This window comes from Streptomyces sp. NPDC004658 (assembly GCF_040609555.1).
Lineage (GTDB): Bacteria > Actinomycetota > Actinomycetes > Streptomycetales > Streptomycetaceae > Streptomyces.
The window spans coordinates 1-14,236 of the sequence record NZ_JBEXKG010000177.1 but is presented as its reverse complement, the minus strand read 5'-3'; the positions used below and the strand labels follow the sequence as shown (position 1 = coordinate 14,236).

The window sequence follows — 14,236 nt, the reverse complement described above, 5'->3', positions numbered from 1 at the left end:
GGCGATGTCCGGCGACTGCGCACCGATGGACACCGACACACCACAGGACGCGCCGTCGAAGCCCTTCTTGGAGGAGTCGTACCCGATCCCCAGGACCGTGTTGCGCACGAGGGTCGCGATGTCCGCGTACGCCTTCGTCGTCACCTCGCCGGCCACATGCACCAGGCCGGTGGTGATCAGCGTCTCCACGGCGACCCGGGACGACGGGTCCTCGCGCAGGAGCGCGTCGAGAATGGTGTCGCTGATCTGGTCAGCGATCTTGTCGGGGTGACCCTCGGTCACGGACTCCGAGGTGAACAGGCGACGGGACACAACGCTCCCTGTGGTTGCAGCGGCTGCTGGCTGATCATTTACGGTCGGCACGGGGCTGCGCCCGGTGTCGACCGTGAACAGTTTATCGGTCGCACTCGATCGGCGGGCCACCGTCTCGCCTCTCGGGAGCGCTGTGACCTGCGGCACGGGCATTCTGCACAATGGCGGGCGGCCTGGCCAGGGCCGCCACACCTGATTTCGGCGTGGCGCGAACCTGACGTCGAGTTCGCCCGATCGCCTCGCGGAGGTTAGTCCAGACGCCGTACGACCAAGTCCCAGACGGTGTCGGCCAGGGCTTCCTTGGGACCGTGCGGCACCGGGGTCTCGCTGCCGTCGGCACCGAGGACGACGGCCTCGTTCTCCTCGGAGCCGAAGGTCTTGCGCTCCCCCACCTCGTTGACCACGAGCAGGTCGCAGCCCTTGCGGGCGAGCTTGGCGCGGCCGTTGGCGAGGACGTCGTCGGTCTCCGCGGCGAAGCCGACGACGACTTGTCCCGGCCGGGCGCGGTCGGCGGAGATCTCCGCGAGGATGTCCGGATTTCGCACCAGGACGACCGGGTCCGGGTCCTGGCCGTCCTTCTTCTTGATCTTGCCGGTGGCGTAGGCGGCCGGGCGGAAGTCGGCGACGGCGGCGGCCATCACCACCGCGTCGGCGTCCGCGGCGGCCTTGAGGACGGCCTCGCGCAGCTGCACGGCGGTGCCGACGCGGACGACGTCCACGCCCGCCGGGTCGGGCAGGCCGGCGTTGGCGGAGACGAGGGTCACCCGGGCGCCGCGGGCGGCGGCGGTGCGGGCGAGGGCGTAGCCCTGCTTGCCGGAGGAGCGGTTGCCGAGGAAGCGGACCGGGTCCAGGGGCTCGCGGGTGCCGCCGGCGGAGACCACGACGTGCCGCCCCGCGAGGTCGGGCTCGGTGACACCGCGGGCCAGCACCCGGCGGCAGACCTCGAAGATCTCGGCCGGGTCGGGCAGCCGGCCCTTGCCGGTGTCGACGCCGGTGAGGCGGCCGACGGCGGGCTCGATGACGACGGCGCCGCGGCGGCGCAGCGTGGCCACGTTCTCCTGGGTGGCCGGGTGCTCCCACATCTCGGTGTGCATGGCGGGGGCGAAGACGACCGGGCAGCGGGCGGTGAGGAGGGTGTTGGTCAGCAGGTCGTCGGCGAGGCCGTGGGCGGCCTTGGCGAGCATGTCGGCGGTGGCCGGCGCCACGACGACCAGGTCGGCGTGCTGGCCGATGCGGACGTGCGGCACCTCGTGGACGTCGTCCCAGACCTCGGTGGCCACGGGGTTGCCGGACAGTGCGGACCAGGTGGCGGCGCCGACGAAGTGCAGCGCGGAGGCGGTCGGCACGACGCGGACGTCATGGCCCGACTCCGTGAACCTTCTCAGCAGCTCACAGGCCTTGTAGGCGGCGATGCCACCGCTGACCCCCAGCACGACCTTCGGCTTGTCCACCATGGCTCCTCGCATTCGAGAATCTGCACCACCCATGACACACCACAGGCCCGGCAGCATGACTGCCGGGCCTGTGGATAAGTCAGTCGCAATCTGAAAGTACTACTGCGCCGGGCCCTCGACGGCCTCGGAGGTCAGCAGACCGGCGTTGATCTCGCGCAGGGCGATCGACAGCGGCTTCTCGTGGACGTGGGTGTCGACGAGCGGACCGACGTACTCGAGGAGGCCCTCACCGAGCTGGGAGTAGTACGCGTTGATCTGGCGGGCACGCTTGGCCGCGTAGATCACGAGGCTGTACTTCGAGTCGGTCGCCTCGAGAAGCTCGTCGATCGGCGGGTTGATGATGCCCTCGGGCGCGGTGATGGAAGAGGACACGCTCTACCTTCCGATGGATGGGAAAGAATCAGACATCGTGATCACAGTCACGATCACACAACGTCCATCAAGGCTAGCAGCTCGCGGGCCACGTCCTCGACGGAGGTGTTGACCAAGGTCGTATCGAACTCCGGCTCGGCCGCCAGCTCGGTCTTCGCCGCCGCCAGGCGGCGCTCGATGACCTCGGGCGGCTCGGTCCCCCGGCCGGTCAGCCTGCGCACCAGCTCCTCCCAGGAGGGCGGAGCGAGGAACACCAGCTGGGCGTCGGCCATGGACTCGCGGACCTGCCGGGCGCCCTGGAGGTCGATCTCCAGCAGGACGGGCTCGCCGTTCTCCAGCCGCTCCAGCACCGCGGCGCGCGGCGTGCCGTAGCGGTTGCCGGCGAACTCGGCCCATTCCAGCAGCTCGCCGTTGGCGATCAGCTTGTCCATCTCCTCGTCGGTGACGAAGAAGTAGTGGACTCCATGCTGCTCGCCGGGGCGCGGCTTGCGGGTCGTCGCCGACACCGAGAGCCAGACCTCGGGGTGTTCCTTGCGCATATGGGCGACGACCGTGCTCTTGCCGACCCCCGAGGGGCCGGAGAGCACGGTCAGCCGCGGACGTTCACTCATGCAGCGATTATTCCAGCAATCCCGGAGTGCCCGGGACTCCCGGTCCGCCGGGCGGGCGGACTCAGGAGCCGGTGCTGCCGAACTCACGCTCCAGGGAGGCGATCTGGTTGGAACCGAGACCGCGCACGCGGCGGCTCTCGGAGATGCCCAGACGCTCCATGATCTGCTTGGCGCGGACCTTGCCCACGCCCGGCAGGGACTCCAGCAGCGCGGAGACCTTCATCTTGCCGATGACGTCGTTTTCCTGGCCCTGCTTGATGACCTCGTGCAGGGAGGCGCCGGAGTGCTTGAGTCGATTCTTGACCTCGGCCCGCTCCCGGCGAGCCGCGGCGGCCTTTTCGAGCGCGGCTGCGCGCTGTTCAGGGGTAAGGGGCGGAAGAGCCACGCCTACGTCACCTCGGATGTCGAACTGTCGGATACGGACCGGTGAGGAACCTAGTCGCCCCACACCTGGGGAGCCACGAGCAACACGCTGCCCGTTCTCCCCCACTGCCTGAGGGGCGCGGGAGGTGCCCCCACTGCTCGGAGACTAGCGGGCAAGTCCGCCGGAGTCAGCGAGAACAGCGGAAAAGTCCTGGTCAGCCTCCGCCAGGCTGGACATTGCAGACATATTGCCCTCGATTTGAGCATGTATTCAAGCTCAAGTCGCCGTGATACCGCTCAACCGAGCACGCGGCCGGGCGTCAGGCGGCGGCGACGGCGGCCCGGATCTCCCCCGCGAACCGCTCCGCCGCCCCGCGCAGCGCGCTGACGTCGGGGCCGTGACGCAGAACACCCCGGCTGACATTGGGCACGACGTTGCCGACGGCCGCCCCGAAGACCCGGGGAAGATCGGCCGGGGTCGCGCCCTGGGCACCGATGCCGGGGGCGAGGAGCGGGCCGTTGACGGACAGGTCGTACGAGGACAGGTCGCCGAGCGTGGCACCGACGACCGCGCCGAAGGAGCCCAGCGGCTCCTCCCCCGCGTTCTCGGCCGCCAGGTGGGCCAGCACGGTCGCTCCGACGGTCCGGCCGTCGGCGCGGACCGCGTGCTGCACCTCGCCGCCCTCCGGGTTCGAGGTCAGCGCCAGCACGAAGAGGCCGGTCCCGCTCTCCCGGGCGAGCGCGACGGCGGGGCTCAGCGAGCCGTAGCCGAGGTACGGCGAGACGGTCAGGGCGTCGGAGAACAGCGGGGCGCCGGGGCGGAGGAACGCCTCCGCGTAGGCGGCCATGGTCGAGCCGATGTCGCCGCGCTTGGCGTCCATCACGACCAGGGCGCCGGCCGCGCGCGCCTCCTGGACCGACTTCTCCAGGACGGCGAGGCCGCGCGAGCCGAACCGCTCGAAGAAGGCGCTCTGCGGCTTCAGGACGGCCACCCGGTCGGCCATGGCCTCGACGACCGTGCGACTGAACCGCTCCAGCCCGGCGACGTCGTCGTCCAGGCCCCACTCGGCGAGCAGGGAGGCGTGCGGGTCGATGCCGACGCACAGCGGGCCGCGCTCGTCCATGGCGCGGCGCAGCCGGGCGCCGAAGGGCTCCAGCGGGCTCATGCGTTCTTCCTCACGTCGGCGCCGACCGCGTCGGCGAGGGTGGCGTACGGGCTGGTGCGCAGGCGGGCCGCGAGGCCCTTGTGGATGGCGCGGCACCAGAAGGGGCCCTCGTAGACGAAGGCGCTGTAGCCCTGGACCAGCGTGGCGCCGGCCAGGATGCGCTGCCAGGCGTCCTCGGCGGTCTCGATGCCGCCGACGCCCACCAGGGTGATCCGGTCGCCCACGCGCGCGTACAGGCGGCGCAGGACCTCCAGGGAGCGCTCCTTGAGGGGGGCGCCGGACAGGCCGCCGGTCTCCTGGACCAGCGCGGCGGGGGACCGCAGGCCGAGGCCGTCGCGCGCGATGGTGGTGTTGGTGGCGATGATGCCGTCCAGGCCCAGCTCGACGGCGAGGTCGGCGACGGCGTCGATGTCCTCGTCGGCGAGGTCGGGGGCGATCTTCACCAGCAGCGGGACGCGCCGGTTGGCGACCGTGCGGTCGGCGGCCTCGCGCACGGCGGTGAGCAGCGGACGCAGGTGGTCCACCGCCTGGAGGTCGCGCAGGCCGGGCGTGTTCGGCGAGGAGACGTTGACGACCAGGTAGTCCGCGTACGGCGCGAGGCGCTCGGCCGACTTCACGTAGTCGGCGACGGCTTCCGCCTCCGGGACGGCCTTGGTCTTGCCGATGTTGACGCCGACCACGGTCCTGAAGACCGGCTCGCGGGTGGCCAGGCGGGCCGCCACGGCCAGGGAGCCGTCGTTGTTGAAGCCCATGCGGTTGATCAGCGCGCGGTCCGCCACGAGCCGGAACAGCCGCTTCTTGGGGTTGCCGGGCTGCGGCTCGCCCGTCACCGTGCCGATCTCGACGTGGTCGAAGCCCAGCATCGACATCCCGTCGATGGCCACCGCGTTCTTGTCGAATCCGGCCGCGAGCCCGAACGGGCCGTGCATGCGCAGCCCGAACGCCTCCGTGCGCAGCTCCTTGTGGCGGGGCGCGAGGGCGGCGGCGGCGAAGGTGCGCAGCACCGGGATGCGGGCGGTCAGGCGGATCCAGCGGAAGGCCAGGTGGTGGGCCTGCTCCGGGTCCATCCGGCGGAAGACCAGACGGAAGAAAAGCTTGTACATGTACGTGTCCTCTGGAGGCTTCAGGGAGCCCTCATGAAGAGGGGGACACCGTTTCCGGTGTCCCCCTCGGGGCTGCTAGTCGCGGGCCGCGGTCAGGTGTTCCGCGTGTTCCTGGAGCGAGCGGACGCCCACGTCACCGTGGTTGAGGGCGTCGATGCCCTGGACGGCCGCCGCAAGGGCCTGGACGGTCGTCAGGCACGGCACGGACCGGGCCACGGCCGCCGTGCGGATGTCGTAGCCGTCGAGGCGGCCACCGGTGCCGTACGGGGTGTTGACGATGAGGTCGACCTCGCCGTCGTGGATGAGCTGGACGATGGTCTTCTCGCCGTTCGGGCCGGTGCCCTCGGACTGCTTGCGCACGACCGTGGCGTTGATGCCGTTGCGCTTGAGGACCTCGGCGGTGCCGGAGGTGGCGAGCAGCTCGAAGCCGTGCGCGACCAGCTCGCGCGCCGGGAAGATCATCGAGCGCTTGTCGCGGTTGGCGACCGAGATGAACGCGCGGCCCTTGGTGGGCAGCGGGCCGTAGGCACCGGCCTGCGACTTGGCGTACGCCGTGCCGAAGACCGAGTCGATGCCCATGACCTCGCCGGTGGAGCGCATCTCCGGGCCGAGGACGGTGTCCACGCCGCGGCCGTGGATGTCGCGGAACCGCGACCACGGCATGACGGCCTCCTTGACGGAGATCGGCGCGTCCAGCGGCAGCTCGCCGCCGTCGCCGTTCTTCGGCAGCAGGCCCTCGGCGCGCAGCTCGGCGATGGTCGCGCCCAGGGAGATCCGGGCGGCGGCCTTCGCCAGCGGCACGGCGGTCGCCTTGGAGGTGAAGGGGACCGTGCGGGACGCGCGCGGGTTGGCCTCCAGGACGTAGAGGATGTCGCCGGCCATCGCGAACTGGATGTTGATCAGGCCGCGCACGCCGACGCCCTTGGCGATGGCCTCGGTGGAGGCACGCAGGCGCTTGATGTCGAAGCCGCCGAGGGTGATCGGGGGCAGGGCGCACGCCGAGTCGCCGGAGTGGATGCCGGCCTCCTCGATGTGCTCCATGACGCCGCCGAGGTACAGCTCCTCGCCGTCGTAGAGGGCGTCGACGTCGATCTCGATGGCGTCGTCCAGGAAGCGGTCGACGAGGACCGGCCGGGAGGGGCTGATCTCGGTGGACTCGGCGATGTAGGAGGCGAGGCGGGTCTCGTCGTAGACGATCTCCATGCCGCGCCCGCCGAGGACGTAGGACGGCCGGACCAGGACCGGGTAGCCGATCTCGTCGGCGATGGCCTTGGCCTCCGCGAAGGTGGTGGCCGTGCCGTGCTTCGGCGCCGGCAGGCCCGCCTCCGCGAGGACGCGGCCGAAGGCGCCGCGGTCCTCGGCCGCGTGGATGGCCTCCGGGGAGGTGCCGACGATCGGCACGCCGTTGTCCTTCAGGGCCTGCGACAGGCCGAGCGGGGTCTGGCCGCCGAGCTGGACGATGACGCCCGCGATCGGGCCGGCCTGCTGCTCCGCGTGGACGATCTCCAGCACGTCCTCCAGCGTCAGCGGCTCGAAGTAGAGGCGGTCGGAGGTGTCGTAGTCCGTGGAGACGGTCTCCGGGTTGCAGTTGACCATCACGGTCTCGTACCCGGCGTCGGACAGCGCGAAGGAGGCGTGGACGCAGGAGTAGTCGAACTCGATGCCCTGGCCGATGCGGTTGGGGCCGGAGCCCAGGATGATCACCGCGGGCTTCTCGCGCGGCGCCACCTCGGTCTCCTCGTCGTAGGAGGAGTAGAAGTACGGCGTCTTCGCGGCGAACTCGGCGGCGCAGGTGTCGACCGTCTTGTAGACCGGGCGGACGCCGAGGGCGTGCCGGACCTCGCGGACGACGTCCTCGCGCAGACCGCGGATCTCGGCGATCTGCTGGTCGGAGAAGCCGTGCCGCTTGGCCTCGGCGAGCAGCTCGCGGGTCAGCTCGGGGGCCTCGGCCAGCTCGTCGGCGATCTCCTTGATCAGGAAGAGCTGGTCCACGAACCAGGGGTCGATCTTCGTGTACTCGAAGACCTCCTCGGGGGTGGCGCCCGCGCGGATGGCCTGCATGACCGTGTTGATCCGGCCGTCGGTGGGCCGTACGGCCTCCCGCAGCAGGGTCTCCTTGTCGCCGGGCTCGCCGGTGAAGGCGAACTGGCTGCCCTTCTTCTCCAGGGAGCGCAGCGCCTTCTGGAAGGCCTCGGGGAAGTTGCGGCCGATGGCCATGGCCTCGCCGACCGACTTCATGGTCGTGGTCAGCGTGGAGTCGGCCTGGGGGAACTTCTCGAAGGCGAACCGGGGGGCCTTGACGACCACGTAGTCGAGCGTGGGCTCGAAGGAGGCCGGGGTCTCCTGCGTGATGTCGTTCGGGATCTCGTCCAGGGTGTAGCCGACGGCCAGCTTGGCGGCGATCTTGGCGATCGGGAAGCCGGTCGCCTTGGAGGCGAGCGCCGAGGAACGCGACACGCGCGGGTTCATCTCGATGACGATCACGCGGCCGTCCTCGGGGTTCACCGCGAACTGGATGTTGCAGCCGCCGGTGTCGACGCCGACCTCGCGGATGACGGCGATGCCGATGTCCCGCAGGATCTGATACTCGCGGTCGGTCAGCGTCATCGCGGGCGCCACGGTGATGGAGTCACCGGTGTGCACGCCCATGGGGTCGAAGTTCTCGATGGAGCAGACGACCACGACGTTGTCGTTCTTGTCGCGCATCAGCTCCAGCTCGTACTCCTTCCAGCCGAGGATGGACTCCTCCAGGAGCACCTCGGTGGTCGGGGAGAGCGTGAGGCCCTGGCCGGCGATGCGGCGCAGCTCCTCCTCGTCGTGCGCGAAGCCGGAGCCGGCGCCGCCCATGGTGAAGGACGGGCGGACGACGACCGGGTAGCCGCCGAGGGTCTCGACGCCCTTGAGGACGTCGTCCATCGAGTGGCAGATGACCGAGCGGGCGGACTCGCCGTGCCCGATCTTGCGGCGGACCTCCTCCACGACCTCCTTGAACTGGTCGCGGTCCTCGCCCTTGTGGATCGCCTCGGGCTTGGCGCCGATCAGCTCGACGCCGTACTTCTCCAGGACACCGTTCTCGTGCAGCGAGATGGCGGTGTTCAGGGCCGTCTGGCCGCCCAGGGTGGGCAGCAGGGCGTCGGGGCGCTCCTTGGCGATGATCTTCTCGACGAACTCGGGCGTGATCGGCTCGACGTAGGTGGCGTCGGCGATCTCCGGGTCGGTCATGATCGTCGCCGGGTTGGAGTTGACGAGGATGACGCGCAGGCCTTCGGCCTTGAGCACGCGGCACGCCTGGGTGCCGGAGTAGTCGAACTCGGCGGCCTGGCCGATGACGATCGGGCCGGAGCCGATGACCAGGACGGACTGGATATCGGTGCGCTTAGGCACGCTGGCCCTCCATCAGGGAGACGAAGCGGTCGAAGAGGTAGGCGGCGTCGTGCGGGCCGGCCGCCGCTTCGGGGTGGTACTGGACGGAGAAGGCGGGCTGGTCGAGCAGCTGGAGCCCCTCCACGACGTCGTCGTTGAGGCAGACGTGCGAGACCTCGGCGCGGCCGAACTTGGTCTCGCTGACCTTGTCGAGCGGCGCGTCCACGGCGAAGCCGTGGTTGTGCGCGGTGACCTCGACCTTCCCGGTCGTACGGTCCTGGACCGGCTGGTTGATGCCCCGGTGGCCGTACTTCAGCTTGTAGGTGCCGAAGCCGAGGGCGCGGCCGAGGATCTGGTTGCCGAAGCAGATGCCGAACAGGGGCGTCTTCCGCTCCAGGACGGCGGTCATCAGCGCGACCGGGCCGTCGGCGGTCGCCGGGTCGCCGGGGCCGTTGGAGAAGAACACGCCGTCCGGGTTGACGGCGTAGACGTCGTCGGCGGTGGCGGTGGCGGGCAGGACGTGCACCTCGATGCCGCGCTCGGCCATGCGGTGCGGGGTCATGCCCTTGATGCCGAGGTCGATGGCGGCGACCGTGAACCGCTTCTCGCCGACGGCCGGGACGACGTACGCCTCCTTGGTCGCGACCTCCTCGTACAGGCTCGCGCCCTTCATGTGCGGCTGGGCCTGTACGCGCTGAAGCAGCTCCGCCTCCGCGGCGATCGCCTCGCCGGAGAAGATGCCGGCGCGCATGGAGCCGCGCTCGCGCAGGTGGCGGGTGAGGGCCCGGGTGTCGATGCCGGAGATGCCGACCACGCCCTGCCGCTCCAGCTCGTCGTCCAGGGAGCGCTTGGCACGCCAGTTGGACGGCACGCGCGCGGGGTCGCGCACCACGTAGCCCGAGACCCAGATGCGGCTCGACTCGTCGTCCTCGTCGTTCCAGCCGGTGTTGCCGATCTGGGGGGCGGTCGCGACGACGATCTGGCGGTCGTACGAGGGGTCGGTGAGGGTCTCCTGGTAGCCGGTCATGCCGGTGGAGAACACGGCCTCGCCGAAGGTCTCCCCCACGGCCCCGTAGGCGCGGCCGCGGAAGATGCGGCCGTCCTCCAGGACGAGTACGGCGGGAGCGTTCGCGGCTCCCCTGGTGGAGGTCGTCATCGTGCGCCTTCCGTGTCGTTGATCATCTGGTTCAGGGTGTCGACCCACTCGGTGTGCTCGGCCGCGTGGTCGGAGCGGAAGCCCGAGTCGATCAGCTTGTCGCCGAGTGCCCAGGTCACCACCAGCAGTCCGCCCTCGGTGAGGACCTTGCCGGCGATGCCCTTGTCCAGCCGGGCCCCGCGCAGTGCGGCCGTGGGGACGAAGAAGTCGGTCGCCCCGGGGCGCTCGACCTCCAGGCCCGCGTCGGTCAGGGTGAGCTCGGCCCGGCTGCGGGTGCCCAGGCCGTGGGCCACGATGCGGTCCAGCCACTGCCCGGCGGTGGTGGAGCCGTGGTAGCGGCCGCTCATGCTCAGTCTGGCCGGGCCGGTCTTCTCCGGCGCGGCAGGCAGCTCGGGCAGGTCGCTCTGCAGGGTGCCGCGCCACTTCCAGCCCTCGCGCATCAGCCAGTAGACGAGCGCGATGAACAGGACCAGTCCGACGAGCCAGCCGATGCGGGCCGGCCAGTCGGTGACGTCGGCCGACCGCTTGGCCTCGGCCAGCAGGATTACAGGTGTCACGTGAGCTTCCCGTCGACGAGCGTGGCCTTGCCCCGCAGCCACGTGTGCGTCACACGGCCCGGCAGCTCGCGTCCCGCGTAGGGGGTGTTGCGGCTGCGCGAGGCGAAGCCCGCGGGGTCCACCCGGCCACGGTATTCCGTGTCGACCAGGGTGAGGTTGGCGGGCTCACCAGCCGAGACGGGACGGCCGTGGCCGCTGGCCTGTCCGATCTGCGCGGGCTTGAAGGACATGCGGTCGGCGACGCCGGCCCAGTCCAGCAGGCCCGTGTCGACCATCGTCTCCTGGACCACTGACAACGCGGTCTCCAGACCGACCATGCCCATGGCGGCGGCGGCCCACTCGCAGTCCTTGTCCTCGTGCGGGTGCGGAGCGTGGTCGGTGGCGACGATGTCGATCGTGCCGTCGGCGAGCGCCTCCCGCAGGGCCAGCACGTCGCGCTCGGTGCGCAGCGGCGGGTTGACCTTGTAGACCGGGTTGTACGTGCGCACCAGCTCGTCGGTGAGGAGCAGGTGGTGCGGGGTCACCTCGGCGGTCACCTGGATGCCGCGGGACTTGGCCCAGCGGACGATCTCGACGGAGCCGGCGGTCGACAGGTGGCAGATGTGGACGCGGGAGCCGACGTGGTCGGCGAGGAGGACGTCGCGGGCGATGATCGACTCCTCGGCGACGGCCGGCCAGCCGCCCAGGCCCAGCTCGGCGGAGACGACGCCCTCGTTCATCTGCGCGCCCTCGGTGAGCCGCGGCTCCTGCGCGTGCTGGGCGACGACACCGCCGAAGGCCTTCACGTACTCCAGCGCGCGGCGCATGATCACGGCGTCGTCCACGCACTTGCCGTCGTCGGAGAAGACGGTGACGCCGGCGGCGCTCTCGTGCATGGCGCCCAGCTCGGCGAGCTTCTTGCCCTCCAGGCCGACGGTGACGGCGCCGATGGGCTGGACGTCGCAGTAGCCGTGCTCCTGGCCCAGCCGCCAGACCTGCTCGACCACGCCGGCGGTGTCGGCGACCGGGAAGGTGTTGGCCATGGCGAACACGGCCGTGTAGCCGCCGCTCGCCGCCGCGCGGGTGCCGGTGAGAACGGTCTCGGAGTCCTCGCGTCCCGGCTCGCGCAGGTGGGTGTGCAGGTCGACCAGGCCCGGCAGCAGCACCTTGCCGTCGGCCTCGACGACCTGGGCGCCCTCGGCGCTCAGGCCGGCGCCGACCTGCGCGATGGTCTCGCCGTCGATCAGGACGTCCTGCGGCGCGCCGCCGAGCACCTTCGCACCACGGATCAGGATTGCGCTCATGGGTCTTACTTCTCCTCAGTGCGGGTCTGGGCGGGCTCGTTGCCGCCGAGCAGCAGGTACAGGACGGCCATCCGGATGGAGACGCCGTTGGCGACCTGCTCGACGGCGGTGCAGCGGTCGGAGTCGGCGACCTCGGCGGTGATCTCCATGCCGCGCACCATGGGACCGGGGTGCATCACGATGGCGTGCTCGGGCAGCTTGGCCATGCGGTCGCCGTCGAGGCCGTAGCGCCGCGAGTACTCGCGCTCGGTCGGGAAGAAGGCGGCGTTCATGCGCTCGCGCTGGACACGGAGCATCATCACGGCGTCGCACTTGGGCAGCGTGCTGTCGAGGTCGTACGACACCTCGCACGGCCAGGTCTCGACGCCGACCGGCACCAGGGTGGGCGGGGCGACCAGGGTGACCTCGGCGCCGAGGGTGTGCAGCAGGTCGACGTTGGAGCGGGCGACCCGGCTGTGCAGGACGTCGCCGACGATGGTGATCCGCTTGCCGGACAGGTCCTGGCCGAGTCCGGCGTCGCGGCCGATGAGCCGGCGGCGCATGGTGAAGGCGTCGAGCAGGGCCTGCGTGGGGTGCTGGTGGGTGCCGTCGCCGGCGTTGATGACGGCCGCGTCGATCCAGCCGGAGTTGGCCAGGCGGTACGGGGCTCCGGAGGCGCCGTGCCGGATGACCACGGCGTCGACGCCCATGGCCTCCAGGGTCTGCGCGGTGTCCTTCAGGGACTCGCCCTTGGAGACGCTGGATCCCTTGGCGGAGAAGTTGATGACGTCCGCGGACAGGCGCTTCTCCGCGGCCTCGAAGGAGATCCGGGTCCGCGTGGAGTCCTCGAAGAAGAGGTTGACCACGGTGCGGCCGCGCAGGGTCGGCAGCTTCTTGATGGGCCGGTCGGCGACTCGGGCCATCTCCTCGGCGGTGTCGAGGATGTGGACGGCGTCGTCGCGGGTGAGGTCGGCGGCCGAGATGAGATGACGCTGCATCTGTCAGGCTCCGTAAGGCAGTTCATTCGGGAGATTTCGGGCAGGCAGGCGCGTGTGCACGGCACGCCGGGGCGGCCGTGGGCCCGGCTTGCTACTGAGCGGCCGGCTTCACACCGAGCAGCACGGTGTCGCGACCGTCCTCCTCGGCGAGCTGGACCTTGACCGTCTCCCGCAGCGACGTGGGGAGGTTCTTGCCGACGTAGTCGGCACGGATGGGCAGTTCGCGGTGGCCGCGGTCGACCAGGACCGCGAGCTGCACCGCGCGGGGGCGCCCGATGTCGTTCAGGGCGTCGAGGGCGGCGCGGATGGTGCGCCCGGAGAAGAGCACGTCGTCGACGAGGACGACCAGCCGGCCGTCGATGCCGTCACCGGGGATCTCGGTGCGCGCCAGCGCGCGCGGCGGGTGCATGCGCAGGTCGTCGCGGTACATGGTGATGTCGAGCGAGCCGACCGGGACCGCGCGGTCGGTGATCTGCTCCAGCTTGGCGGCGAGCCGCTGGGCGAGGAAGACGCCGCGGGTCGGGATGCCGAGGAGCACCACGTCGTCGGCGCCCTTGGCGCGCTCGACGATCTCGTGGGCGATACGGGTGAGCACCCGTGCGATGTCGGGGCCCTCGAGAACGGGCCGCGCATCGGACGCTTGCGTGTGCGCAGGCGTGACGTGCTTGTCCATACGAAACGGACCTCCTTCTCCGCCTCACGGGACGGACCTTAAAGGACGTCGGAATTGCGCCATCCACCGTAGCAGGTCACCTGACCGGCCTCGGCCGGCCCCCTGTCACCCGCTTGGCCTAATCGGCCGCCACTACCACGGAAGAGTCGGTGTGGACCATTCGGCTTGACGCACCAGAGTCACGCTGCGTAACCTCACAGTGAGTTACCAGCCGCGCGGCGGGAAAACAGCCGGCCGCGTCGACACAGTGTCCGGGGAGCTATATGTCCAGCGAATACGCCAAACAGCTCGGGGCCAAGCTCCGGGCCATCCGCACCCAGCAGGGCCTTTCCCTCCACGGTGTCGAGGAGAAGTCCCAGGGTCGCTGGAAGGCCGTGGTGGTCGGGTCGTACGAGCGCGGCGACCGCGCCGTGACCGTGCAGCGCCTGGCCGAGCTGGCCGATTTCTATGGCGTCCCGGTGCAGGAGCTCCTGCCGGGCACCACGCCGGGCGGCGCCGCCGAGCCGCCGCCGAAGCTGGTCCTGGACCTGGAGCGGCTGGCCACCGTGCCGGCCGAGAAGGCGGGCCCCCTGCAGCGCTACGCGGCGACGATCCAGTCCCAGCGCGGTGACTACAACGGCAAGGTGCTCTCCATCCGCCAGGACGACCTGCGCACACTGGCCGTCATCTACGACCAGTCCCCCTCGGTCCTCACCGAGCAGCTGATCAGCTGGGGCGTCCTGGACGCGGACGCGCGCCGCGCGGTGGCCACGCACGAAGAGGCGTAACCGCTCCCACAGGCCTCAGCAGAAACGTGCCGCCGGGGGGGGGGGGGCACCGAGGGTGTGGGCCCCCCCCCCGGCGGGT

The 14,236-nt window shown here is 70.8% G+C and carries 14 protein-coding genes; 1 reads left to right on the top strand and 13 read right to left on the bottom strand.

From position 1 onward, the window contains the following. The 13 genes from ABZV94_RS35365 to pyrR all read right to left on the bottom strand — a co-directional run. Positions 1-312: S-adenosylmethionine synthetase N-terminal domain-containing protein (locus tag ABZV94_RS35365; RefSeq protein WP_356347937.1), on the bottom strand; the 312-nt coding region annotated here is incomplete at its 3' end. Positions 313-560: 248 nt separating this feature from the next. Continuing rightward, a complete protein-coding gene (coaBC, locus tag ABZV94_RS35360; RefSeq protein WP_356347939.1) occupies positions 561-1,763 on the bottom strand; it encodes a bifunctional phosphopantothenoylcysteine decarboxylase/phosphopantothenate--cysteine ligase CoaBC in 1,203 nt (400 codons plus the stop codon). 102 nt (positions 1,764-1,865) lie between these two features. Beyond that, positions 1,866-2,138 (bottom strand): DNA-directed RNA polymerase subunit omega, encoded by a 273-nt coding sequence (rpoZ, locus tag ABZV94_RS35355; RefSeq protein WP_003982715.1) that lies wholly within the window; start codon positions 2,136-2,138, stop codon positions 1,866-1,868. Between the two features lie 53 nt (positions 2,139-2,191). Further along, positions 2,192-2,749 carry a guanylate kinase gene (gene gmk / locus ABZV94_RS35350; RefSeq protein ID WP_030644746.1) on the bottom strand — a complete coding sequence of 186 codons (558 nt, stop codon included), beginning with the start codon at positions 2,747-2,749 and terminating at the stop codon, positions 2,192-2,194. Positions 2,750-2,810: 61 nt separating this feature from the next. After that, complete coding sequence (locus ABZV94_RS35345) at positions 2,811-3,134, bottom strand: integration host factor (protein ID WP_003977346.1); 324 nt, start codon at positions 3,132-3,134, stop codon at positions 2,811-2,813. A gap of 298 nt (positions 3,135-3,432) precedes the next feature. Continuing rightward, a complete protein-coding gene (gene pyrF, locus ABZV94_RS35340) occupies positions 3,433-4,278 on the bottom strand; it encodes an orotidine-5'-phosphate decarboxylase (protein ID WP_356347934.1) in 846 nt (281 codons plus the stop codon). Continuing rightward, positions 4,275-5,381: a quinone-dependent dihydroorotate dehydrogenase gene (locus ABZV94_RS35335; RefSeq protein WP_356347932.1), complete on the bottom strand. Its 1,107-nt coding sequence runs from the start codon at positions 5,379-5,381 to the stop codon at positions 4,275-4,277. The genes pyrF and ABZV94_RS35335 overlap by 4 nt, the downstream gene beginning before the upstream one ends. A 75-nt stretch (positions 5,382-5,456) precedes the next feature. Continuing rightward, positions 5,457-8,765 carry a carbamoyl-phosphate synthase large subunit gene (gene carB / locus ABZV94_RS35330; RefSeq protein ID WP_356347930.1) on the bottom strand — a complete coding sequence of 1,103 codons (3,309 nt, stop codon included), beginning with the start codon at positions 8,763-8,765 and terminating at the stop codon, positions 5,457-5,459. Further along, on the bottom strand, positions 8,758-9,900 hold the full coding sequence (gene carA / locus ABZV94_RS35325; RefSeq protein ID WP_356347928.1) for a glutamine-hydrolyzing carbamoyl-phosphate synthase small subunit: 1,143 nt from the start codon (positions 9,898-9,900) through the stop codon (positions 8,758-8,760). Before carA ends, carB begins: the two co-directional genes overlap by 8 nt. Next, positions 9,897-10,457 carry a hypothetical protein gene (locus tag ABZV94_RS35320; protein ID WP_356347926.1) on the bottom strand — a complete coding sequence of 187 codons (561 nt, stop codon included), beginning with the start codon at positions 10,455-10,457 and terminating at the stop codon, positions 9,897-9,899. The genes carA and ABZV94_RS35320 overlap by 4 nt, the downstream gene beginning before the upstream one ends. After that, a complete protein-coding gene (locus ABZV94_RS35315) occupies positions 10,454-11,740 on the bottom strand; it encodes a dihydroorotase (protein ID WP_356347923.1) in 1,287 nt (428 codons plus the stop codon). Before ABZV94_RS35315 ends, ABZV94_RS35320 begins: the two co-directional genes overlap by 4 nt. 5 nt (positions 11,741-11,745) lie before the next feature. Beyond that, the gene (locus tag ABZV94_RS35310; RefSeq protein WP_356347921.1) at positions 11,746-12,717 is read right to left on the bottom strand and encodes an aspartate carbamoyltransferase catalytic subunit; all 972 of its coding nucleotides are present in this window, start codon (positions 12,715-12,717) and stop codon (positions 11,746-11,748) included. Between the two features lie 91 nt (positions 12,718-12,808). Further along, positions 12,809-13,390, bottom strand: coding sequence for a bifunctional pyr operon transcriptional regulator/uracil phosphoribosyltransferase PyrR (pyrR, locus tag ABZV94_RS35305; RefSeq protein WP_356347918.1), 582 nt, complete (start codon positions 13,388-13,390; stop codon positions 12,809-12,811). Between the two features lie 263 nt (positions 13,391-13,653). On the opposite strand from pyrR, the gene bldD reads away from it, so the two are divergent. Continuing rightward, the gene (bldD, locus tag ABZV94_RS35300) at positions 13,654-14,157 is read left to right on the top strand and encodes a transcriptional regulator BldD (RefSeq protein ID WP_014671524.1); all 504 of its coding nucleotides are present in this window, start codon (positions 13,654-13,656) and stop codon (positions 14,155-14,157) included. Positions 14,158-14,236: the final 79 nt, after the last annotated feature.